Source organism: Litorimonas cladophorae, from assembly GCF_014652455.1.
GTDB classification, from domain to species: domain Bacteria; phylum Pseudomonadota; class Alphaproteobacteria; order Caulobacterales; family Maricaulaceae; genus Litorimonas; species Litorimonas cladophorae.
This window is the reverse complement of the sequence record NZ_BMYV01000001.1, coordinates 595,275-618,200: the sequence shown is the minus strand read 5'-3', so window position 1 is coordinate 618,200 and position 22,926 is coordinate 595,275. Positions and strand designations below refer to the sequence as shown.

The window sequence follows — 22,926 nt, the reverse complement described above, 5'->3', positions numbered from 1 at the left end:
ATGGCTACTAAAAAACCAACACGTCAGTTTATCCAGCTTTCCGAAGGTGAGCTGAACTACGCTATGTCTCGTGCCGTCGTTCAAGGCGATTGGTGCTTTGTCTCCGGCACAATGGGCTATGATTATAAGAAACAGGAATTACCTGAAAGCGCAGCGCAGCAGGCAATGAACACCTTCACAAATATTCGCCAAGCGCTCGACGCGGCAGGGTTCGAACTGGGTCATACCGTACGTGTTCAATACACGGTCTCCGATCGGAAATATGTCAAAGAGGTTCTACCTATCATCAAAGCGCATTTCGATAAAATCTTACCTGCGGCAACAATGGTCTTGGCTGAAATGGTTGATCCAAAAGGCAAGATCGAAATCGAAGTGACGTGTTTTAAGGGCGCGTAACGCCCGAATTTGATCCAGTGGATCAAATTCAGTGAACCGCCGAACCCACATGGGTTCGGGACTCTAAGGTAAATATGACGCACCCCATCAACATAGATGAGAAGTTCTCGAAGTTCAGCGAGCACTGGCGACCAAAGATCGTCGCGCAGCTGAATGGACAGGACTTCAAACTCGCCAAGATCAAAGGCGAATATCCGTTTCATGCCCATCAGGGTGAAGACGAGATGTTCTTCTGTTGGAAAGGCGAGTTTATTTTGGATTTTGAGGCGGGCGAAAGCGTCCCTGTCAAAGCCGGAGAATGTATCGTCGTTCCCAAGGGCATCCGCCATCGTCCTCGCGCCGACGAAGAATGCCATATCTTCCTAATTGAACCGCAAGGCGTGAAGAATAATGGCGATGCGGTGGTCGATGCCGTTTACGATGCGCCCATGGGGGAGTGGGTTTGATGGCGTATAAGCTCTCCGACAGACCTAAGTGGTGGCTACCTCGCTTATTTAAGTTCCTTGGCTTACCCGTCGCAGCAATCGGTATTCTTTCCTATCTCGCTAGTTTGTCCTTTTACGCTTCAGCTGACGCCCTCCATGGGGAATCTGAAGAGTGGCAAGAGTCTAGAGAGGTCCTGCTGGGATCACTTATGGAAGATACCGCGACCCTGGCCATTGATGCATTGTTTGCGCTGGCGTTTTTGTGGTTACTGGCCATCGGATTAGACAAATTAGACCAACTTGTTTGGTTGAATGCCTCGGATGAGGATCGCGAAGATATTCTCGCGAAAAGAAAGAAGAAAAATGCTTAAAATCAACAATCTACACGTCTCCGTTGATGACGGACAGAAACCTATCCTGACGGGTCTTTCGCTTGAGGTTCCCAAGGGGGAGGTTCATGCGATTATGGGGCCGAATGGGGCGGGGAAATCGACCTTGTCCTACGCGCTGACAGGGCGTGATGGGTATGAAATCACCGACGGAACCGTCACATTGGACGGTAAAGACCTGTTGGATATGGAGCCAGAGGAACGCGCTGCGGCGGGTGTGTTTTTGTCGTTCCAATATCCGCTGGAAATCCCCGGCGTGCCGACCATGACCTTCCTCAAAACCGCGCTGAATGCGCAACGCAAAGCGCGCGGTGAAGAAGAAATGAAAGCACCTGAGTTTCTCAAAACAGCCCGCGCGCTTGCCGCCGAGCTAAAGATGAAACCTGAGATGTTGAAGCGTCCGCTCAATGTCGGCTTTTCGGGCGGCGAGAAGAAGCGCATGGAGATTTTCCAGATGATGATGATGGAGCCTAGTTTCATTGTCATGGACGAAACAGATTCTGGCCTAGACGTTGATGCCCTACGCATCGTTGCCGATGGCGTGAACAAGCTGCGGTCGCCAGATCGCGGTATGCTCATCATCACCCATTACCAGCGCTTGCTCGATTATATCGTGCCGGACCGCGTACATGTCCTTGCCAATGGTGGGATTGCGGCCAGTGGCGATGCCGAGTTTGCGAAGAAACTCGAACGCGAAGGCTATGACGCATATGCTGCATAAACTTCCCAATCGCCGAGACGAAGCTTGGAAATGGTCTGACGTCAGTCGGGTCGTCTCTGACGACGCCAAGGGTGCGGAAACCGCCGCTCCGTTGCAGATTTTCGTTCCAGAAGGCGTCACCGTCACGCGCACCGATGGCGAAACCGCCGCGAATGATACGACACTCCTGAAGCTTGTTTCTGAGTATGCAGGACAAGTTTGGAATATCGTTGTGCCCGACGGACTCGCATCTGAGAATCCGATCCAAATCGAAGGCCTCACCCACGGTCATGCGCAAATTTCCCTAACCATCGGAAAGGGCGCGAAGATTCAACTCGTCGAGCATTATGACGGGCAGGCTGGCGCGTTTGTGAACTCTCACATGAATATCAAACTGGGTGAAACTGCCGTCTTGGACCGCGTCATCGTACAAACCGATCCAGAGGATTGTGTGCGAATCGCGACGACACATGTGACAGCGTGGGCAAATTCAGAAATACGTCAGCACACTTTGGCCTTTGGCGGTAAACTTTCGCGGCTCGAAACGCGCATGGCGGGCATGGGCGACGCGGTAAAAGCCACTATTAACGGGGCTTACCTTTTGGACGGCAAACGTCATTGCGACATGACGAGCTATATCGACTTGGCTTGCCCGAATGGACATATCCGCCAATCGGTCAAAGGCGTCACAGCCGGTAAATCACGAGGTGTGTTCCAAGGCAAATTCCACGTCCGCCGCCCCGCGCAACATACAGATGCAGAAATGCGGCATGACTCGATTATGCTGTCTGACACATCAGAAATTCGGTCCAAGCCCGAGCTTGAAATTTACGCGGATGATGTGGCCTGCGCGCATGGCAACACGATTGGCGCGCTCGATGAAAGCGCCCTGTTCTACATGCGTCAGCGCGGTATACCTCTCGCGCAAGCGCGAGCTATACTAACAGAAGCCTTTCTCGGAAGCGTATTTGACACATTGGAAGATGAAGTCATGCGTGAGAGTTTGTTGGACAAGTTGCGCGGTTGGTTGGCTTAGTCGTGAATATTGAAGGATTATTCCTGATCGCTGCTGGTATTGTCATCAGTATAACCTTCTTTTCGGCTTCATATTGGGGGTTGAGAACATTGACCCATAGAAAGAATTTCAGTGAAAAGTCTGAGGATAGAAGTCAGTTTATCGCTTTTTTTGGCGCCGTAATCCTCACCAGCATCTTCGTTTATATATTAGTGAATCTATGACCTTCGACGTTCAACAAATCCGTAGCCAATTCCCCGTGCTTGCACGTGAAATCAACGACTACCCGCTCACTTATCTCGATAATGCAGCCTCGGCGCAGAAGCCGACGGCGGTCATGGATGCCATGACGTCCCAGACAGAGCGGGCCTATGCCAATGTACATCGCGGCCTGCATACAATGGCGAATGAGACCACAGAGGCGTTTGAAGCGGCGCGCGGCAAAGTCGCGTCATTTCTCGGCGCGCCATCCGATAAAAACATCGTCTTCACTCGAGGCGCGACAGAGGCGTTGAACCTTTGCGCCTATGGTCTGGCCCATATGATCGAACCGGGTGACGAAATCATTATCACGCAGATGGAGCATCATTCCAACATTGTCCCTTGGCATTTCCTGCGCGAGCGTCATGGCGCCGTAATCAAATTTGTGCCCGTCACAGACGAGGGCGCACTCGACCTTGGTGCCTATAAAGCCATGCTGGGCGAGAAAACGAAAATCGTTTCTATCGTTCATATGTCCAATGTTCTCGGAACCGTGAACCCGATCAAAGATATGGCGACGTGGGCCCATGCGGCTGGTGCTATCTTCATTTCCGACGGCACTCAGGCTGCTGTCCATATGGATATTGATGTTCAGGACTTGGGCGTCGACCTCTATTGTATGACAGGGCATAAGCTCTACGGGCCGACCGCAATCGGCGCGCTCTACGGGACATCGGCAACCCTCGATAAAATGCAGCCCTTCAACGGCGGCGGCGAAATGATCGAAGATGTGTTCGAAGACCGCGTGACCTATAACGACGCGCCCTATAAATTCGAAGCTGGCACACCGCCTATCTTGGAAGCGATTGGACTAGGCGCAGCCATTGATTGGGTGCGGCAGTTTTCGTCTGAAGATATTCGTCAACATGAAATGGCGCTCTATCACGCCGCGAGAGACGGTCTGGCCGATATGAACTCCATTCAAGTCGTCGGCACAACGGCCGACAAAGGGCCTGTATTGTCGTTTAACCTAAAGGGCGCGCACGCCCATGACCTCGCGCAAATTCTGGACAAATATGGTGTGGCCGTTCGGGCAGGGCAACATTGTACGCAACCCCTAATGGCGCGCTTTGGTATTCACTCGACGGCTCGAGCCAGTTTCGGAATTTATAACACACTGGATGAAGCCGAGCGTTTTGTGGAAGCTGTGCGCAAAGCCGCACGTTTCCTCGCCTAGCTTTAAATCTCGGGGCAAAAGGACTATATAAGAGCCATGGATAACACGATGACAGATCGAGCAAGACAAGCCGAAGCTTTGGCGAACGCACAGATTCCGGGCTTAGAAAGCCATAAGGAGCCCGTCGCCGCCGAGGCTACGCGCGATATTGTAGACGTCTCTGGCGCTCCCATTGAAGCGCCGACAGAGGAAGAAATCGAACGGATCACGACCGACGTCGTTGGGCAGCTGAAATCTGTCTATGATCCAGAAATTCCGACTGATATCTATGAGTTAGGGCTGATTTATAAAGTCGAATTGGAAGACGATCGCACGTTAAAAGTCCTGATGACACTCACCGCGCCAGGTTGTCCTGTTGCGGGCGAAATGCCTGTTTGGGTTCAAGAAGCCTGCGAAGTTGTGGCAGGCGTCCGTCGCGTAAAAGTCGACATGACATTCGATCCGCCATGGACACCTGACCGCATGAGCGACGAAGCTCGGCTTGAATTGAACATGCTATGACCCCAGTCACCGAAACGAAAACCACCACACGAACACGTCGTCCACGACCCAAGCTTGTCACCCTAACAGATGATGCGGCTGCCCGTGTGCGGGAGATATTGGACGAGCGTGGTGAGGGTTACTTGCGCGTGGGCGTCACCAATGGCGGTTGCGCAGGTATGGAATATCTCATGGATTATGTGGCAGAGCCTGAAAAATTTGACGAGGTTGTCGAGGATAAGGGCGTGCAGATCGTTGTGGACTCAAAAGCTGTTTTGTTTCTTTTGGGTTCCGTGGTGGATTACGAAACAACCCTGCTGCACAGCCGTTTCACCTTCACCAATCCGAACCAAACCGATGCGTGCGGATGCGGCGAGAGCGTGACGATCGTTCCAGCTGTTCTGTGAAACAAGACTATTTTAGAGTTGGCGTTTTTCAATGCGTAATGGCGGGAGTTTGCTTCCTGCTCGTATTTTCAGGAATTACTGGAACGGTGCCATTATTTACGGTGATTGGGGTAAGCATATTTGGATCGCGCTTCATTCTTAGTCAGGGGGCAACACTGCAAATGCACAAGGAACAACGCCGGGAGGTTTTCAGGAAGAATCCGGCGCTAGTTTGGAAATTTTTCGCTGTTTCATTAGTAGTCCCAGTGGCGCTCGCGATATTCTCTTTTTACCAAATGGGCATTGATTATGATGCGAGTTTACTCGTATTTTTGGGGCTAAACTACTTGGGACTAGTTCTTACAAATCAGATGATACTGCCATACTTGCAGAAAGTTGTACCAGACACATTCGACTGACCTTAGTCCTCGCGGTAGAAATCAAACGCGACATCGACGTTCAAACTACCCGTACCCATACTGAAATCATAAGCAGGCATTTCGTAGAGGAAATCTAGGCGGATCGTTTGTTCATCAATATCGCCATTTCGTTGACGAATGCCTTGCCGACGACCAAAGTTCATAATTTGTGTCGGGATACCTGTGAGATCACCTAAATCGTCAACGCCGCTTACGATTTGGATGTTGGACGTGTTGGCTCTAGATCCATATTGAAACCCGCCATCATTGCCAGATTCCGATACGCTGGGCGTGAGTTTGATGTCACCGAGTTGAAGCGTATTGGCGAAATCTCCCGTCGCGTTATTGATTGACGCTAAAGCACGGAGGCTAAATCGCGTACCCCGTGAGCTTATGAAGAAGCTATGGGAATAAGATCGTCCCGGTCCATCTAGTAATATATCGGTATTTGGGTTGAGCGAAAATGCGCCAAAGCTGTCGCTCGCATCCAAAAATCCGTCACCATCATCGAAAGCCGATTGGCTAATATTGGCGCCATCTTGGGATATTCCGAACATGAAGCCCTGACCGTCGTTTGGGTTGATGGCGCCATTACCACCAATTTGTCCCGTGACATTCGTGTTTTCAGCACGAACGTAGAAGTCAATCATCTGCCCGCCAACAGGCACGCAGCAAGAATTGCTCGCGAATAGATAGTTGTCGTAAATATCGTAGTTCTGACCGTCATGAACGACGGCACAGCCATAGGTCCGACACCAGAAATCAGTATCCAAAAAACTGGCTTGCGCGTTGGATGCCACGCAGGCGAGGGCGACCCCCGCCAAAAATATGTGCTTAGTTCGCGACATAATCCAATGTGTCGACAGGGACATCCGCCGCACGGAATTTATTCTGCGGAACGAACGTATTGCTGAGATCAAAATCAATGGTGTAATTGCCAGCTTCGACCGTTGTCATATCGCTCATCGTGACATTATAAGTCCGAGTGCCTCCGTCTAGAACAACAGCATTTAGCGGTGTTTCAGAAACAATTTCACCTTCTTTGTCTTTCAAAAACGCAGTGCCTTGCAGACGCGCATGCGCATCGCCTTCATTCTTGATTTGCATGGTCACAGTGCCAGGTTGTGCCGCGTTGAGGGCGACACTGGTGACCTTGGGTAGGCTTTTTGAGGGCGTGAGCGTGAGGTAGAATAAGGACGCCAGCTGATATCGATTCCAAACGCCCGAAACTTCGCCTCTTTCATCAAGTTCTGGCAACATGGTTGTGGCAAGGAGTGCAAAACGGTGGTCACCCTTTTCCCCAATCTTGTAGGGAGCGGAGATCTCAACTGTAATATCCTGAGAAGTTTCAGGTTTCAGCGTCACGGCCGCAGGCGAAAAGCGTACCCATTCGGCCGCGGAACGACGGGTGTCACCGGGTGCATCGAGGATAAGTTTGCCGTCTTTGTCCAAAGTCCAATCTGCAAGACCCATTGTAAGGCTGATGGTCTTAGTCTTGTGCACATTGCCGACTGTAACGATCTGGCGTTGCTGATCGCCTGGTTTGATTGTCATCTCCACTGTGGACGGCTGCACACCGACGCCAAAGGCCTTCGCCATTGGGGCATAGGCAACCGACAGTAATAATGCGGAGCTGCAGGCTAAAGCCAGTAAAGTGCGAGAACGGAGCATATGATCATCCCAAAATAACCGAGGTATTCTGACCATATGGTGTCAAAAAAGGCTTTCGGGTCAGTTAATTTTGAGATGCCATATGAATAACGATTCCGTCATTCATATTCAGTTTGGATTAGGGTCTTTTTATCATTAGGTGTTCGCTCAGAACAAATAATCCCGCCAAAGCGGGATTATATACGACATTCAGATCAGGTCGTTTCGACAGACCTTAATTAGCTTTTTGTTTTTTGACTTCTGCTGGTTTGCGCTCAGCGAACTTTTCGCCCATCGCTTTTTCTTCCGCTTCCGAGAACAGCTTTTTCGCTTTCGGGAAAAATTCTGCCTCTTCTTCATCGACGTGATGAACTACTTTATGTGCTAGCTCGTCAAATTTGTCTGCCCAAACGTCGGCGTCCATGTCGAGATTGTCTAACACCTCAATCATCTCTGTCATGAGCTGATGTTCCTCAACTGCGTGACGTGTTTCGTCAGTGCCGTCTGGGTCCTTCATCAGTTCGGAATAAAACGATTGTTCTTCTGCAGACGCATGCGCTTCCAGCTCAATCCTGAGCTTTTTCCAAAGACGGTTGCGATTTTCGGAGTCGCCCCGGGTATGTTTGAGATCCTCGCATAACTGACGTTGAGTCTCATGATCTTTTTCTAAAAGCGTGTAGATGTCCATTTTCTATGTCCCTGTGAATGTCTCAGGAACAACGTCGTTATGAAAATATAGTTCCCGATTAGCCCTCGATTAGGCCCGGGCCTTTAGCAGCGGCGGCGATCATGGCCGCTTGAAGTTTCTCAAACGCGCGTGCCTCGATCTGTCGAATACGTTCCCGAGAGACACCGTAAATTTTCGCAAGTTCTTCTAACGTCATGGGCTTTTCGGCCAGCCGACGTTTAGAAATAATATCCTGCTCACGTTCATTGAGATCAGACATGGCGTCCTTCAACAAATCCATGCGGGCTTCGTGTTCTTGGCTTTGACCCAGAAGTTCTTCCTGTGACTCAGAATCGTCGGTCAACCAATCCTGCCATTGCGCGGACCCATCTTCGCCGCCAATAGTGACGTTCAGGGAGCTGTCGCCACCGCCTGACATCCGCCGGTTCATTGACGTGACCTCGGATTCTTTTACCCCAAGATCCGTCGCAATCTTGGTCAGGTGTTCTGGACGCAGATCGCCGTCTTCCAATGCCTTCATTTCGCCTTTCATGCGGCGAAGATTGAAAAACAATTTTTTCTGAGCCGCAGTCGTGCCCATTTTTACTAAGGACCATGAACGCAGGACGTATTCCTGAATAGCGGCGCGAATCCACCACATGGCATAGGTCGAGACGCGGAATCCCTTATCGGGATCAAATTTCTTAACCGCCTGCATCAGACCCACATTGCCTTCTGAAATGACTTCGCCAATTGGCAGGCCGTAGCCACGATAGCCCATGGCAATTTTTGCGACGAGGCGCAGGTGAGATGTCACCATCTTTTCTGCCGCTGCCGTGTCGCCATCTTCGACCCAGCGTTTGGCCAGACGAAACTCCTCGTCTTTCTCGAGCATAGGGAACTTTCGAATTTCTTGGAGATAGGCATTCAAACCCTGCTCAGGCGAAAGCGTCAGGGACAATTTCATATTGCCTGAGTAAGACGCATCTCTCGCAGATGGGGTCGTTGTTAGTGTTTTTGTTTCAGCCATGTGTAAATGCTCCTCCAAGCGGGTACATATGGGGTACGTATATCAGGTTTAAAAGGTTGCTGACCCTGAATTCTTTTTAATGCCTAAGTGACGGGAAGGTCAGTCAGCACATCTAAGAGATGTTGCATGTCCGGCGGAAGCGGAGCGTCAAAACTCATATGCTCTTTCGTCACGGGATGTATGAAACCAAGATGCCGCGCGTGCAAAGCCTGACGCTTAAAAGCCGCCACGGCGATCCTCACCGCTTCTTCTGCAGGATGATTAGACAAAGCGTAAGCGCGCTGTTTGCCGTAAAGGGGATCGCCCAAAAGGGGGCAGGCAATATGAGCAAGGTGCACACGAATTTGATGCGTCCGGCCCGTCTCTAGCTGGCAATCCAACTGGCTTACCTTTGGTGTGCCAATGCTTGTGTGCTTCGCTCTGCCAAACCCTTTGACGTAGCGATAATGCGTGATCGCATGTCGGCCAACTTCCGAGGCATCAATATCGCCATAGGTACCGCGAACAACGGATTGTTTTTTCCGATCATTAGGTGAACGCGCAAGGCGAGAGGCAATGCTGCCCGAACGCGGTTTTGGCATGCCGCGCACAAGACAAGTATAAATGCGGTCGATCGAATGTTTTGCAAATTGTTTGGACAGGCCTTGATGGGCCTTATCAGATTTCGCCGCGACCATGACACCAGATGTGTCTTTGTCTAAACGATGGACGATACCTGGACGCATAACCCCACCAATGCCGGACAGGCTTCCCGCGCAATGGAAAAGCAAGGCATTGACCAATGTCGCGCTTCTGGAACCGGGGGCAGGGTGTACCGTCATGCCCGCTGGTTTGTTCAACACGATCAGATGGTCATCTTCAAATAAGATATCCAGCGGTATGTTTTCGGGTAATGGTGTGTCGTCCACGGGCGGTGGAACACGGACCGCATATTCCACATCAGCGCGGACTTTGGCCGTGACTTTTCCAAGCAAGTCACCGTCTGCGCGCACGTGCCCTGTCTCGACCAGGTCTTTTATCCGAGAACGAGATAGACCCGTCCAAGTGGCAAGCCATTTGTCCAAACGTTGACCGCCATCGGCGATTTCAGCGGTTCGCGCGTCCCATTTTCCAATTTCATCACTCATGGCGCGGCCTTAGGCATTGATGAAGGGCAGGGCAACATCATTGGGCCGATGATGATGCGTTCACCCCAGCAAGGCGGCAGTACAGAGCAAGTAGGCGCGGCCATCGGGAGAGCCTAAGGCTGCGCGCAACGCCGGCGCCGACGGCGGCGTATTTCCAATGGTTTTGGAAAAAGCACTGTGAAAACGCTTCACGTCTTCTGCAAGCTGCTCATCAGAAAAAATATGCTGACGGAGATGCGCGACCGCATCGGGGAGTTGTTTCGTAACAGCTGCGGCAATGCCCGCTTCACCACTATTAATCCTGGCCTGGGTTGCATCAACGACCATGCCTTCATCCACAAAGGCAGAGGGGGATAATTTTATAGTGCTCAACAGACTGACAATATCGACGCTCGGTAAATCGACATCGGCTATGTTTTTCGGTGAGAGCGGTTGGCTTGAAACCCGTTCTATCTCAAGGTCGGGGCGTTCCAAGCCACCTAACATATCGCGCCAACGCCATCCGTTCGTCTCCTTCTCAGATTTTCGGCCAAACCCTTTTTTCGGTGCAGAAGGTTGACCAGGCCGCGTCACGACATCGGGTTCGAAGTTGCTGATTTCGGATAAGGGGGACTCGATCTCTAAATCCATACCAAGATTAAAAGGCGTCTCGCCAATCTCTTCAGGTTTCTGCGCAAGTTCCGTATTTATGTGAGGCGGTTCGACAGGTGGGAAATCGGTATCTAAAGGTTTCAGATTGAGGCGCGAGGGCAGAAAACTGGGTTCTTGGGTGAATTGGAGCGTCGCATCCGCAGAGTCTCGAAGCCTGTTGATTTTAATCTGTAGCGACTTCAGTTCGGTTTCCATGCTTCCAAAGTCTCGCCGCATTTGCGCAAGGTTCGCCTCTACCACTCGCGCTGTGTTGCCTTGGGTGGAAAGCGTGTCATTCTCGGATTTCTTCAACTGGGCTGACAACCGATCATATAGAGATTTCAGCTCTGTTTCGCGCGTATTGGCTGCCTCTTGCAGATCGTTGAGCAACTTATTGCCCTCCTGAACCGTCGCTTGCAGGTCACCTATTTTGGTTTGTGTGCCTGAATTGAGGGTGTCGAGTTCGGTAATGCGTTCGGCTAATTTCGCTTCGAGCGCGATAAGTTGTTGGGCCGATGAACCCAGGTCGGAGGTGAGGGCTTCACCGGAGTCATCAAGCTTACGACTGACATCTCCAAGTTCTAAAATTTTGCCCTGAATTTGGTCTGTGCCCTTTGAGATTTGGGTTTCAGTATTGGTGGTGGCTTCGGATAAACGCGCGCCCGCTTGGGTTAAACGGGACTCTGCGTCGACACAGACGTTCTGAAGCTCTGAACTCGTTTCGGCAATTTTGGCTGATAGTGTTCCCATGTGTGCATCGAAAGTTCCCGAAATACTTTCAAGGGCTTGGCGTTGCAAGGTGAGGCTCCGTCCGACGTCTTCCGAACGTTCTGACAGCTTCAGTCCCGCCGTATCTAGTGCCTGCCTTTCTAGGGAAACCGCAGTTTGTACGCCTTGCAAAGCCGTCACCGTATCTTTGAGCTGTCCGTTAAATTTTGAGATTTCCGCCTGAATACCGCGAGCCAAAGTTTGAGTGCGGCCGAGCGCTTCGGTCTCTGGTGAGACGAGCAGGTCTGCCGCTCGCGCGAGGTTTTGACTTTCGTCGTTTAACTTTACGAGGCGCTTGAGCGCTGTGCCCAAAAGAAGCAGAAGGATCACGGGCAACATGATCAACACTGCCAAGCCAGAATATTGAAACAATGTTCCGCTTTCCTTTAGCAAAGGCGGGACAAGCAATAGGTTGACCCCAATCACATATAGAAGCGAAAACCCAACTAAGGTCCAGGTGATCCAACCGGTTCCTGAAGCGGATACTTGCGGGTATGCCGAGGAAGAGGGAGGAGTTTGCAAGGGGTGTACCGCTTGGCGGGTGACGAAGTCTGGAACTTTCTCGGTTTTGACGGCCTCCTTTTCGGAACGAATATCTGATTTCTGATCTACGGCTTTCTCACCCTTGGGGGAGACGCTGATAGGACGGATAATATCCGACGCGTTGGGTTCTTGGTTTGACGTAACCCCTTCTGGTTCAATCGAGAAAATCTTTTTGGTAATATCTGACACGCTCATTCCCTCCCTGTTTCCAACGTCGCCGAAAAAGTGGGGTCGCTTAACAGGATATTTTATCCTTTGCACTATCAGAGCCTTACGCAAGGGGAAAGTGGCGAAGACCGCATCCACCCCTGCGTTGTGAATGGGCTGGGAATAGACATGAAAACTCAACAATCGCGCTCGGCTGGGCGTGTCTCTGAACGTGAAATGCGGCAGTGGCTGTCTGGTGGACTGATAAGACCTGAAAGCCGATTGGCACTTTTTGATCAATTTGGGGAACCGATTGATCGGGCATTGGTTCGCGAAGCCATCAGGCTTGGGTATGCGGAACCTTGGTTTGCTAACCCTATGCGTCCAGAATGGATGGTGTGTCGGTTAACCGCTCGCGGGCGCGCTGCTTTGGGCCGCCACGACGCCACCAGATAGTCGCGACAAGTGTCGCCAGAACCAATATTGTCGATAATGAATCCTTGATCGGGTCCGTTCCGGTCAGGAACACCGAGGGTGTCGGGAGAACTGAATTTTCGTAGTTCATAATAACGGCTGCGAAACAGTTGTTGCCTGCATGGATGCCGATGGCTGTCTCTAGACCGTCATCCAGCCAAACGATTAAACACATCGCGAAACCAAAAAAGAAATACCCACTCATCACTATGGGCAGCGTGCCCAAAGCTGCTCCCTCAAGAGCTTCGGGGTTAGAGAGATGTAGCGCCATAAACGCGGCCGATGTCACAAAAAACGCGAACCACTTGTTTTTCAACACATGAGTTAGACCCTGATTGAAATATCCACGAAAGACGATTTCTTCGGCCGCGGCCTGAAAAGGTATGAATAAAAGCGAGACCAGCGCGTATATCCAAAATTTTCCACCCGCGAAGATGTATTTCACCTCAATAATACCCAATGCGTTCGCTGCGATAGAGAATGCGCCCAATACAACCCAAGTCAGAAAAAATCCTTCGACAACGCGCGGAATTCTAAATTTCTTCGCCGCCGTGTGGAGTGACGTGATGGTCCGTTTGTGTACTTTTCTCTGACAGACAAAGAGCACGATAAGGCCAGCTGGAAAGGTTAAAAGGAAGAGGGCGAAGGCAAGAGGTGATGCCCCCATGATTTGCCCGACGACATCCATGATCGCGGAGCTGTCTGACCCTTGAGAACTAAGAACAGACGTCACGACGCAAATCAACATGCCAATAATCGAAAGATTGCGCGCCGTCGTCTTTGCCGATCCCGCCACCATAAGAGAGAGTATTATTCCGCCGGTCGCACCGAGGCCGCTCAAGACTGAAATTGTGCCAAGTTGTGACGACGCTTCAGAGGATGGATTGCTGGCGACTGCTGCCATAAAACTGTCAAATAAGGGTGGCGTTGTAAAATTTGCGATGATCGGTAGCGGCATAAGTAAGATGGTTTGCAAGACAAGCCATCCGACAAAAGCTAACCACGAAACCGCGATCCATGACCACCAATGGGATTGTCCGTGTTTTGTTTGCTCAAAATAATCCATCATAAAGCGCTAACATATGCGCGTGGGATGTCTAGTATCGCAAACCATGACTGATTCACCTGAAATAGATTTTGATCACCTCAATCGTTATGTCGGCGGCGATGCCGATCTGACACGCGAAGTTTTTGGACTATTCCGAAATCAAGTTGAAATGTGGGGTCGAGGCTTGCGCGCCGATTCTGATGACGAGGTTTGGTCCAGCGTCGCACATTCCCTGAAAGGCTCAGCTCGTGCTGTCGGTGCGATGGAACTCGCGAATTTGTGTGAGGGCGCAGAAACTCTTATTGGCGATGACCGACGCCCGGGCGCACGCGAAGTCGCCGTCGAGAAGCTAGAACATCGGATCTCGCAAGTTTTGGACGAGATCGCGCGATGGGAATATAAGGACGACATGCGTCGATTGAAATCCCAATAATCGCATTCGAGTAACGCGCAGAGAAAAGGCCACTCCCGAGGGAGCGGCCAATCCTGGAAACAAAGCGTGCGTGAATACGCTCGTTTAGTTTTCGCCTATGGGACGAAGATCGTGTAGGTGACCTGAGCGGAAATTGTACCCGAACCCATGGAGAGATCGTAGCCGCTGGCTCCACCGAAGTCATAAACGTTGTCGAAACGAACAGACTGATCAGCCAATGAACCTGGTGTCGCGGCAGTGCGCTGCGTTCCGTCAAAGACTTTCAGACCAGTTGCACCTGCAGCGGCAACAACGGAAAGATCAGTACCTGTTGCAGTTTCAACACCACCGACAAATGCGCCTGGATCTTGTGAATTTGCGCCATAAGTAAGGCCACCAACAGTGTTTGCAACACCTGTTGTGTCAAAGCTCATTTTCAAAGAAATGTCTTCAAGGCCAATGTCAGTATCTGCGGCAAAGTCACCAGTTTTAGCAAGACCACCAGCAACAGCATTAATGTCGAAGGCCGCGTTTGAAGCCACAAAGAAGCTGCTTGTGTGTGAAGACGTGAGACCTGAAACGTCAGTGCTTCCGTCGATGCCGAAAGCTGACAAGGAATCAGAGGCGTCCAGAATACCTGCGCCAACGCCAGCTGCGTCAGTCAATGCGCCACCGCTAGTCGCGCCAGTTACAGGGTTCGTTGCCGTACCGGAAGCGGCTGGGCCTGTGCCATCAACAGGTGTCAAGGACCCTGTGATAACAGTATTTACGTTTTGACCACCGATAAGGTCAGCACCCGCACTGCCTGAAGCAGGGGTGAGCAACACAAAGTCGGAGACGACAGGTGCAGCAGTTGCCGCATCATCTGCGCCCCATACGACGACGACGCCGAGGACTTGAAAGAAAGGACGGTCGATAACGGACGCATAAGCCGTTCCAGCCATCAGCGAAGCGGCGACACCGCCCGCAAGAGCAATTTTTTTGATAGACATTTAAATAGTTCCCAAAGTTGAGCCGGATCATCCTCCCGGTTGACATTGGAATAAACGACCTATCTTTCGATCAAGTAAGGGAACACGGTCAACCAAATTTGAAAATTCACGGTTAAAAAAGAACTTATAACCGGCCAATGGACTCAGCTTGGCCGCAGAACAAGCGTCAGAAGGTCCAAGATAAGCCCCAATCTCGACACGAATCATATATACCCCAGAAGCTATCAAGACAGCGGTTCGGGGTTCGTAATGCAACATTCAGTCATCAAGGCCTTTGTAGGCGTCGTTTTGTTTCTTGCAGCGGGCGTGGCGGGATTTCATTTCTTTCCTGAAGGTGACAATCAAGTTGAGCCGCAGTCACCTGCAACGCTCGAAGCTGTCATTGACGACGCCATTTCCGCAAAGGCACAGACAGGTGATGTAGAACCTGCAGATGTTGCAGACGCGACAGATGCGGTGCGAGACCCGTTGCCAAAGGCGCTTCGCTTTTTATCTATCGACTCTCAAGAACAGAATGGGGACATGCGTGCGTGCTTGTCTTTCGACGCGAATTTCTCGCGGGTAAACGAATCCGAGTTGAAACCCTTTTTCAGAGTTTACCCTGATGTGCAGTTCTCTCTGGATGGACAAGATTCCCGCATTTGTATTCTGGGCCTAGACTATGGGCAAAGTTATTCCATTGATGTCTTGAAAGGCCTCACGTCTGACGAAGAGACAATACTCAAGACGACCCGAAAACTTAGCTTCACCTTTGAAGACAAGCCATCATTTGTTGGGTTCGCGGGTGAGGGGATCATCTTGCCAGAAACAAAAGGCGCGCGAGTTGTACTTAAAACCGTCAATGTAGATCGCCTAGCTTTGACGCTATTCCGGGTCAATGATCGGATTTTATCACAACATTCGCCAGATGCGGGTGAGAGTGGAACCGCCGAGGACTATGTCAGCACTTATGAAGCCAGCTCCCGTCGTGTCGAAGTCTGGTCCGACGAGATCGATGTGACGGAAAACAAAAACGCGATTGTTGAAACGCCTTTCGACTTGCAAGACAAAATTTCGGGAAAAGGGCCGGGCGCCTATATTCTGATTGCTGAGCATATTGTTGAGGGTGAGCCTGAATACCGAAGGGCCAAAGCCATACGCTGGCTCATCTCGACAGATCTCGCACTGTCCAGTTACCGCGGGTCGGATGCTCTGCACGTCGCTGTTCGGTCTATTAAAGCAGCCCGACTAAAAGCTGGCGTGCGGCTTGACCTAGTTGCGAGTAATAATGAGCAACTCGCAGAAGTCATTACAGACAGCCAAGGCCGTGCCGTTTTCGACAATGCAATCCTGTCGGGAACTGGTCCGCTGAAACCTCGCATGATTATGGCATATGGGGATGATGGCGATTACGCGGTATTGGACCTCTCTCGCGCGCCCCTCGATCTTTCTGCTATGGACGTGCAGGGCCGAGAAATCACGGGACCTTTCGATCTCTACGCCTTCACAGATCGCGGCATTTACCGCCCTGGACAAACCATTCGTCTGACAACGCTCCTACGGGACGGCGATGCGCGCGCTATCGAAGACCGTGTCTTGGCTCTCACGCTCACCCGTCCTGATGGGTCAGCAGAATTATCCCGCGTGTTGAAAGATGAAGATGCGGGCGGTTATGTCACCGATCTAACAATCCCAGCTCAAGCGGCCCGGGGAATGTGGACCATCGAATTGGCAGTAGAAGGCACAGATGCGCGTATTTTCAAAACGGTTTCAGTGGAAGACTTTGTTCCCCAACGTTTGAAGCTCACCTTGAAACCCGAAAAGCAGCCCGTTCTTCGTGCGGAAGAAACACGTGATATCACCCTTGATGCACAATTCTACTATGGCGCGCCTGGGTCTAATTTAGAAACCGAAGCCGAGGTCCGTTTACAAAGAGACCCAAATCCGTTTGGTCAATTTAAAGCTTATAGTTTTGGCGACGTGAGTGAAGATTTTCGCGAGCGTATGATTGATGTCAAAGTCCCCGCAACAGGCGAAGACGGTACGGCTCTCGTCCAATTGAGGTTGAGTGAAGAGGAGGCGAAGTCCTCTCACCCGCTGCGGGCATCCTTCATTGCTGGCGTTTCGGAACCAGGTGGTCGTTATGTACGGGAGAACCTATTCATTCCCGTCAGAGGGCAAGAAACCTACATCGGGTTCAAGTCCCAATTTGGTGAGCGTGCAGAACGCAACAAGCCCGCGAAAATCGATCTGGTCGCATTGGCCGCCAGCGGTGAGCGCCGAGGCGCAAAGGTGTCATGGACGCTTAATGAGGAAGATCGTGACTATAATTGGTATCGCTATCGCAATCGCTGGCAATATCGTGTCCGGACTACGGATATCTTCATTGATCAGGGTGAGATTGACATCACGGCCGCTGCACCCGCCGTTTGGTCGAAATCCCTGAACTGGGGTCGCTATCGTCTCGATGTGAAAACGGAAGCGGGAGACACCGCTTCCTATAGATTTGGCGTCGGCTGGTCCAATTGGGGTGACAGTGATTCAGACGCCCCTGACCGCATTTTGGTCGGCGCAACGGACCTTCCGACAAAACCGGGTGGCGCGGTCACGCTTAACCTGAATGCGCCTTATGCAGGTCGCGGTGACATCGTAATTGCAGATTATACTGTGCGCTCCATTCGGACCATTGATGTCCCCCAAGGTGCCTCCTCAGTGCGCATTCCCTATGATCCGTCATGGGGCCACGATGTTTATGCGATGGTGACGCTATATACGCCGTTGGATTCGGCAAAGCGAGATGGCGTGAAACGCGCAGTCGGGTTGACCCACATCGCGCTGGACCGCGGCCCACAAACACTGGAACTGGCAATCAATACCCCAGATCGCGTATCGCCTCGCACGAATTTGCAAATCCCAATTGAGCTCTCGGGCGCGTCCGCCCAAGAAACGGCCTGGATCAGTTTGGCGGCTGTCGACGAAGGGATTTTGGCCCTAACCAAATTCCAGTCACCCGATGCACCCGCGGCCTTCTTCGCAAAGAAGGCATTCACGCTGGACATTCGTGACGACTATAGCCGTATTCTCAATCCATTCCTCGCCAATGGTCCGACGCGCAGTGGTGGCGACAGTATTGGAGGCGCAGGCCTATCCGTCGTGCCGACCAAGACTGTTGCGCTCTATGAGGGACCTGTTTTGGTGAAAGACGGCAAGGCTGTGATCTCGCTTGATCTACCCGACTTCAATGGCGAGTTGCGGATAATGGCGACAGCTTGGACAAAGTCCGCGATCGGGAGCGCGTCTACGCCGATCAAAGTTCGAGATGCTGTTCCAGCCAATCTAGCTTTACCCCGCTTTCTCGCACCGGGAGATAAGGCGGTCGCGACATTGTCTTTGGATAATATTGACGGTGAGGGTGGCGCATATCGGACCATAGTGTCTGGTGAGGGGCTATTAAGTCCAAAGCAGACCGTGTTTGATTTAACACCCGGAACGCGGGATCAAACCGGCATTAACTTGAGCGCGGAAGATGTCGGAATCTATAGCCTGACGTCAGACATTTCAGGGCCAAAGAATTACAGCATTCAGTCAACCTACCCAATTGAGGTTCGGTCTCCTTACCGTCCGATCACGCGGCGTCTCATTAGGGGGATTGATCCGGGTGAAACCTATACGCTGACATCTGATATTTTAGATGGCTATAGCGTCGCAGGTGCTGATCTAGAGCTTAGCGTGTCTCGGCTACCGGGCCTATCTGTGAAACCTTATCTCGCCGCTCTAAATCGGTATCCTTATGGTTGTACCGAGCAAACTGTGAGCAAGGCGATGCCCTTACTCTTCGTAAAATCTCTTGGCGGCTTTAAGGACACATCAGAACGTGAACTACGCGACCGCATCCAAGCTGCTATTGCGAAAGTGGCCTCGCGACAAGACGTCACCGGTGAATTTGGCTTGTGGCGGCAAGGCGACGGGAATTTATCACCTTGGCTTCAGCTTTATGTTTCGGAGTTTTTGGTTGAAGCGGATCGCGAGGGATATGACGTCGCGTCTAGCAGTCTGACATCTGCGATTAACGCGGCTAAGATGTTGTCTCGCATGGAAGATTATTCCTCTCTAAATCTGGACTTTCCGAATACAGAATCCCGCAAGGACGGGGAGCGACAACGTGCAGAACGCGCCGCCTATGCGCATTATGTCATGGCACTTGCTGGCGAAGCCGATGCGTCAGGCATCCGATATTTGGACAAGGCCTTTGGAGATAAGCTGACAGACCCGCTGGCAATGTCGTATCTGGGCGCGGCCTTGGAGCGAATTGGAGATGAAGCCCGTGCGGATAAAATGTTTGCGCGCGCCTATGCGGCACTGGGCGAGCAGGACAGCTATAATTACTACAGTTCGGCAGAACGCGACGCCGCCGCACTATTGGCGATTGGCGGTTCGAGCTTAGATGACGAAATTACCGAAAAGGTCCTGCTTGGATTGATTGATTTAGATCCGACCAAAACTTCCACACAAGAGAAAAGCTACATTGTGCGTGCGATGTCGAAGCTCAATGCGAACTCCGGCGAAGTTAAGGTGGAAACTAAAAATCTGACGCTAGAAAACAAAGCCACAAGCTTTTTGGGAACCGATCTTGTTCGGTCGCCCTCTGTTAAAAATACAGGTGACGCGAAAGCTTTCGTGACGCTTGATATAACCTCAACCCCTGAAACGGCCACGGAAACTGTCTCGGCTGGGTTTGCCGTCACGAAAACACTCTATACGCCAAAGGGCACGGAGATTAGTCCGTCAGGCTTGAAGAAGGGAGATCGCGCGATCGTTCTTGTGACGGCCAAGTCAAAGTTCACCGCCGACAGCATGGTCGTCATTGCCGACCTTTTACCTGCGGGACTGGAAATCGAAACCCTGCTGAGCCCATCAGATGCAGGCAAGGAAGGCGCCTTTGCCTTCCTCGGTGAGTTATCGGATTTTGACATGCAAGAAGCTCGTGATGACAGGTTCATCGCATCTGACCGACGCACACGCTATGATCGCGAAGGCAGCACATTCCGTGCGGCCTATGTGGTGCGAGCCGTGACAACGGGATCCTTTGCTTTCCCTGGTGCTGTGGTTGAAGACATGTATCGTCCCGCACGCGTCGGTACCTCGGAGTATGGTCAGCTAGACATTACGGATAGCGGGGCCCTGTAAAGGCGATGCGTTCCACCGTTCGTCGTCGATTGGGGTTTGCCACTCTCGCTGCCACAGCTGCTTTCGGGCTCTGGTTTGCGCAAGCGCCTGTGTCACAAGCTCAGTTGCGTGCGACCTCACCCATTTTGACCGATCGGCATGGGGCGCGGTTAAATGTCCGCACGGTTGAAAATGGCACATGGCGGGTTCAGGCTGATCTGGACAATATTGATCCTGCTTTCGTTGAGGCTTTGATAGAAATAGAAGATCGCCGATATTACAGCCACGCGGGTGTCGACGGGGCGGCGATCCTACGTGCATTGCGGACATGGCAGAAAAGCGGTGTAGCGTCGTCAGGCGCATCTACCCTGACCATGCAGTTGGTTCGACAATATAAACCTAGACCCCGCACATTGCGGTCTAAGGTTATTGAAAGCTTTGAAGCGCTTCGGTTTGAACTCCATTTTTCGAAACGAGAAATTTTAGAGCAATATCTGACCCGTGTGAGTTACGGCGGGAATATTGAAGGCATTGATGCGGCCAGCCAGATTTATTTCGGTAAATCTCCGCGCTATCTGTCCACGGATGAGATCGCTTTGCTGATCGCTTTGCCCCAAGCGCCTGAAGCCCGTCGCCCAGACCGAAACGCACAAGCGGCAAAGGTCGGGCGAGAACGTATTCTCAAACGATTATTGGCAGCTGACCTCATTACACTTCGCGAGTTTTCCAATGCAAATACGGCCCCTGTTCCGCTTGAAAAGAGTCGCCAACCTGATCAAGCGTGGCTGACCGCCCAGAAACTGGCAAGGTCCGGCGATCTGACCAAATCTTGGTTGGACCCACGATTGCAGCGACGACTTCAGAATCAGCTTTCGCTTGCGGTGGATCGTTTGCCCTACGCAGTGAATGCGTCCGCGATCCTTGTTCACGCGCCGACTCGCGAAGTCAGGGCTCATGCCGCGATCGGGCGACGCGATCATGACGGGGGGTGGCTGGATATGACAGCCGCCATCCGCTCGCCTGGTTCGACTTTAAAGCCCTTCGTCTATGGTCTGGGCATGGATGACGGTTTGATCGGGACGCAAACGCGTTTACGCGACGCGCCCAGCCGCTTTGGTAGCTATCGCCCCGAAAATTTTGATCGCCGTTACTATGGGGATGTCACCATGGCGCAGGCGCTTCAGCACAGTCTAAACATTCCTGCGGTAGGCGTATTGGACCATGTTGGGGGAAGACGGTTAGATTCGGCCTTGCGGGCGGCGGGGGCGTCGCCGTCTCAATCTGGGCCGAATGAGGACGGGAATGAGGCTGGGTTGTCGCTAGCATTGGGTGGCACAGGTTTGCGTGCCACTGATCTTGCCATGCTTTACACGGCTATCGCCAATGACGGCATTGCGGCGCCTTTGAAATGGACGCAAACTGATACTCCCGAAGATCACGGATTTGAATTGCTTCAAGCTGATACAGCACGGTCACTACGCCGCGTCATGTCAGCGGCGCCCAGACCCACTGGCGTGATGCCTGCGCATTTGAATAAGCATGCACCTGACGTCGCCTATAAAACCGGGACCTCTTACGGGTTCCGAGACAGCTGGGCCGCAGGGATCAGTGGCGACTATGTCATTGTCGTTTGGATGGGGCGCCCCGATGGCGGCCCGCGACCCGGTGTGACAGGTCGAGAAGCCGCAGCGCCGCTCTTGTTTCAAATTGCCGATAGTCTGGCCCGTGATGACAGAGCGCCTGCACTGCACCGCTCCCAAAAAACGGCCGAGCGGTTGAAGTCCCCAGAGGAAATCGCGCCCGTCATCCTGTTTCCAATGAACGATACCGAAATTGCGATGAACGCCTTTGGCGAAGCCTCTGAAGGCATTGACCTTTTGGTTCAAGCCGAGGGCAGCGACGTGCGGCTCTATGTCGACGCGGAGCCCATAAGAAAAGGGCGAAACGGATATCGGTTTAAACCAACGTCTCCGGGTTTTTACGACCTTACTGTTATTGACGAGGTTGGACGAAAATCTGAGGGCAGGTTCCGTGTCGTTTCATTGCAAGATACTCGCCACCCGGGCCTTTAACGCGATCAATTCTTCGGCGAACCAGTCATGCCGTTTGATCCATCCATTATTCCGCCAACTCGGGTGCGGAAGCGGCATGATAGACGGCCCCAAATCCCTCCAATGTCGAACTGTGTCAGTCAGGTTACGGTAACCGTGATGACCTAAATGCCATTTGACCGCATACATTCCCACGACCAAGGTCAATTGAACATTCGGAAGCGCCTGATCCAATTGTTCCTGCCAAAGCGGAGCGCATTCCGGTCTTGGTGGCAAATCGCCACCTTTGTTATCCTGCCCAGGGAAACAAAACCCCATCGGTGTTATGGCGAATTTATCGGCATCATAAAATGTTGGCTCATCCACGCCCAACCACTCACGCAATCGCACGCCTGAAGGATCGGTAAAGGGTTGGGAACTGGCGTGCGCTAGGGTGCCGGGGGCTTGCCCGATGATCCTTATTTTCGACTGTGCGCTGGCTTGGAGAATGGGATTTGGGTTTACGGGTAAGGGCGGCGTGGCGCTTGCGCAAACCTGACAGCCACGAATGTTCGATAAGAGGGGCTTTAATTGGCAATTTATATCGGACATGGG

At 51.9% G+C, this 22,926-nt stretch carries 20 protein-coding genes; 11 read left to right on the top strand and 9 right to left on the bottom strand.

Annotated features, from left to right (window positions below):
- The 8 genes from IE073_RS03010 (at window position 1) to IE073_RS02975 (ending at window position 5,250) form a co-directional block, all read left to right on the top strand.
- Window positions 1-396: a Rid family hydrolase gene (locus IE073_RS03010; RefSeq protein WP_189581090.1), complete on the top strand. Its 396-nt coding sequence runs from the start codon at window positions 1-3 to the stop codon at window positions 394-396.
- Between the two features lie 74 nt (window positions 397-470).
- A complete protein-coding gene (locus IE073_RS03005) occupies window positions 471-842 on the top strand; it encodes a cupin domain-containing protein (RefSeq protein ID WP_189581088.1) in 372 nt (123 codons plus the stop codon).
- Window positions 842-1,192: a hypothetical protein gene (locus tag IE073_RS03000; protein WP_189581085.1), complete on the top strand. Its 351-nt coding sequence runs from the start codon at window positions 842-844 to the stop codon at window positions 1,190-1,192. The genes IE073_RS03005 and IE073_RS03000 overlap by 1 nt, the downstream gene beginning before the upstream one ends.
- A complete protein-coding gene (gene sufC / locus IE073_RS02995) occupies window positions 1,185-1,931 on the top strand; it encodes a Fe-S cluster assembly ATPase SufC (protein ID WP_189581081.1) in 747 nt (248 codons plus the stop codon). Before IE073_RS03000 ends, sufC begins: the two co-directional genes overlap by 8 nt.
- Window positions 1,912-2,946, top strand: a complete 1,035-nt coding sequence (gene sufD / locus IE073_RS02990) for a Fe-S cluster assembly protein SufD (protein WP_189581078.1) — start codon at window positions 1,912-1,914, stop codon at window positions 2,944-2,946. Before sufC ends, sufD begins: the two co-directional genes overlap by 20 nt.
- Before the next feature lie 199 nt (window positions 2,947-3,145).
- The gene (locus IE073_RS02985; RefSeq protein ID WP_189581075.1) at window positions 3,146-4,363 is read left to right on the top strand and encodes a cysteine desulfurase; all 1,218 of its coding nucleotides are present in this window, start codon (window positions 3,146-3,148) and stop codon (window positions 4,361-4,363) included.
- A 36-nt stretch (window positions 4,364-4,399) separates the two neighbouring features.
- A complete protein-coding gene (locus tag IE073_RS02980) occupies window positions 4,400-4,864 on the top strand; it encodes an SUF system Fe-S cluster assembly protein (RefSeq protein ID WP_233349766.1) in 465 nt (154 codons plus the stop codon).
- On the top strand, window positions 4,861-5,250 hold the full coding sequence (locus IE073_RS02975) for a HesB/IscA family protein (RefSeq protein WP_189581068.1): 390 nt from the start codon (window positions 4,861-4,863) through the stop codon (window positions 5,248-5,250). Before IE073_RS02980 ends, IE073_RS02975 begins: the two co-directional genes overlap by 4 nt.
- A gap of 400 nt (window positions 5,251-5,650) precedes the next feature.
- Here IE073_RS02975 and IE073_RS02970 read toward each other — a convergent pair whose 3' ends face one another.
- From IE073_RS02970 to IE073_RS02940, 7 genes are all read right to left on the bottom strand, one after another.
- A complete protein-coding gene (locus tag IE073_RS02970) occupies window positions 5,651-6,496 on the bottom strand; it encodes a hypothetical protein (protein WP_233349765.1) in 846 nt (281 codons plus the stop codon).
- Complete coding sequence (locus IE073_RS02965) at window positions 6,483-7,319, bottom strand: COG1470 family protein (protein WP_189581062.1); 837 nt, start codon at window positions 7,317-7,319, stop codon at window positions 6,483-6,485. The genes IE073_RS02970 and IE073_RS02965 overlap by 14 nt, the downstream gene beginning before the upstream one ends.
- 214 nt (window positions 7,320-7,533) lie before the next feature.
- Window positions 7,534-7,986 carry a hemerythrin domain-containing protein gene (locus IE073_RS02960; protein WP_189581060.1) on the bottom strand — a complete coding sequence of 151 codons (453 nt, stop codon included), beginning with the start codon at window positions 7,984-7,986 and terminating at the stop codon, window positions 7,534-7,536.
- Between the two features lie 58 nt (window positions 7,987-8,044).
- Window positions 8,045-8,932, bottom strand: coding sequence for an RNA polymerase sigma factor RpoH (rpoH, locus tag IE073_RS02955; RefSeq protein ID WP_189583747.1), 888 nt, complete (start codon window positions 8,930-8,932; stop codon window positions 8,045-8,047).
- 146 nt (window positions 8,933-9,078) lie between these two features.
- The gene (locus IE073_RS02950; RefSeq protein WP_189581056.1) at window positions 9,079-10,122 is read right to left on the bottom strand and encodes an RluA family pseudouridine synthase; all 1,044 of its coding nucleotides are present in this window, start codon (window positions 10,120-10,122) and stop codon (window positions 9,079-9,081) included.
- Between the two features lie 60 nt (window positions 10,123-10,182).
- A complete protein-coding gene (locus IE073_RS02945; RefSeq protein ID WP_189581054.1) occupies window positions 10,183-12,252 on the bottom strand; it encodes a coiled-coil domain-containing protein in 2,070 nt (689 codons plus the stop codon).
- A gap of 334 nt (window positions 12,253-12,586) precedes the next feature.
- Window positions 12,587-13,753: a CPBP family intramembrane glutamic endopeptidase gene (locus IE073_RS02940; protein WP_189581052.1), complete on the bottom strand. Its 1,167-nt coding sequence runs from the start codon at window positions 13,751-13,753 to the stop codon at window positions 12,587-12,589.
- 43 nt (window positions 13,754-13,796) lie between these two features.
- Between IE073_RS02940 and IE073_RS02935 the strand changes: the two genes are divergently transcribed.
- A complete protein-coding gene (locus tag IE073_RS02935; protein ID WP_189581050.1) occupies window positions 13,797-14,165 on the top strand; it encodes an Hpt domain-containing protein in 369 nt (122 codons plus the stop codon).
- A gap of 95 nt (window positions 14,166-14,260) precedes the next feature.
- On the opposite strand, the gene IE073_RS02930 is transcribed toward IE073_RS02935, so the two are convergent.
- Window positions 14,261-15,136 carry a hypothetical protein gene (locus IE073_RS02930; RefSeq protein ID WP_189581048.1) on the bottom strand — a complete coding sequence of 292 codons (876 nt, stop codon included), beginning with the start codon at window positions 15,134-15,136 and terminating at the stop codon, window positions 14,261-14,263.
- A 249-nt stretch (window positions 15,137-15,385) separates the two neighbouring features.
- Here IE073_RS02930 and IE073_RS02925 point away from each other — a divergent pair, with 249 nt between their 5' ends.
- Together IE073_RS02925 and pbpC are read left to right on the top strand one after the other, a co-directional pair.
- On the top strand, window positions 15,386-20,302 hold the full coding sequence (locus IE073_RS02925; protein ID WP_189581046.1) for an alpha-2-macroglobulin family protein: 4,917 nt from the start codon (window positions 15,386-15,388) through the stop codon (window positions 20,300-20,302).
- Window positions 20,303-20,307: 5 nt separating this feature from the next.
- Window positions 20,308-22,353: a penicillin-binding protein 1C gene (gene pbpC / locus IE073_RS02920; RefSeq protein WP_189581044.1), complete on the top strand. Its 2,046-nt coding sequence runs from the start codon at window positions 20,308-20,310 to the stop codon at window positions 22,351-22,353.
- On the opposite strand, the gene IE073_RS02915 is transcribed toward pbpC, so the two are convergent.
- Window positions 22,321-22,923 carry a uracil-DNA glycosylase family protein gene (locus IE073_RS02915; RefSeq protein ID WP_189581042.1) on the bottom strand — a complete coding sequence of 201 codons (603 nt, stop codon included), beginning with the start codon at window positions 22,921-22,923 and terminating at the stop codon, window positions 22,321-22,323. The two genes, pbpC and IE073_RS02915, sit on opposite strands and share 33 nt — an antisense overlap.
- Between the last annotated feature and the right edge of the window lie 3 nt (window positions 22,924-22,926).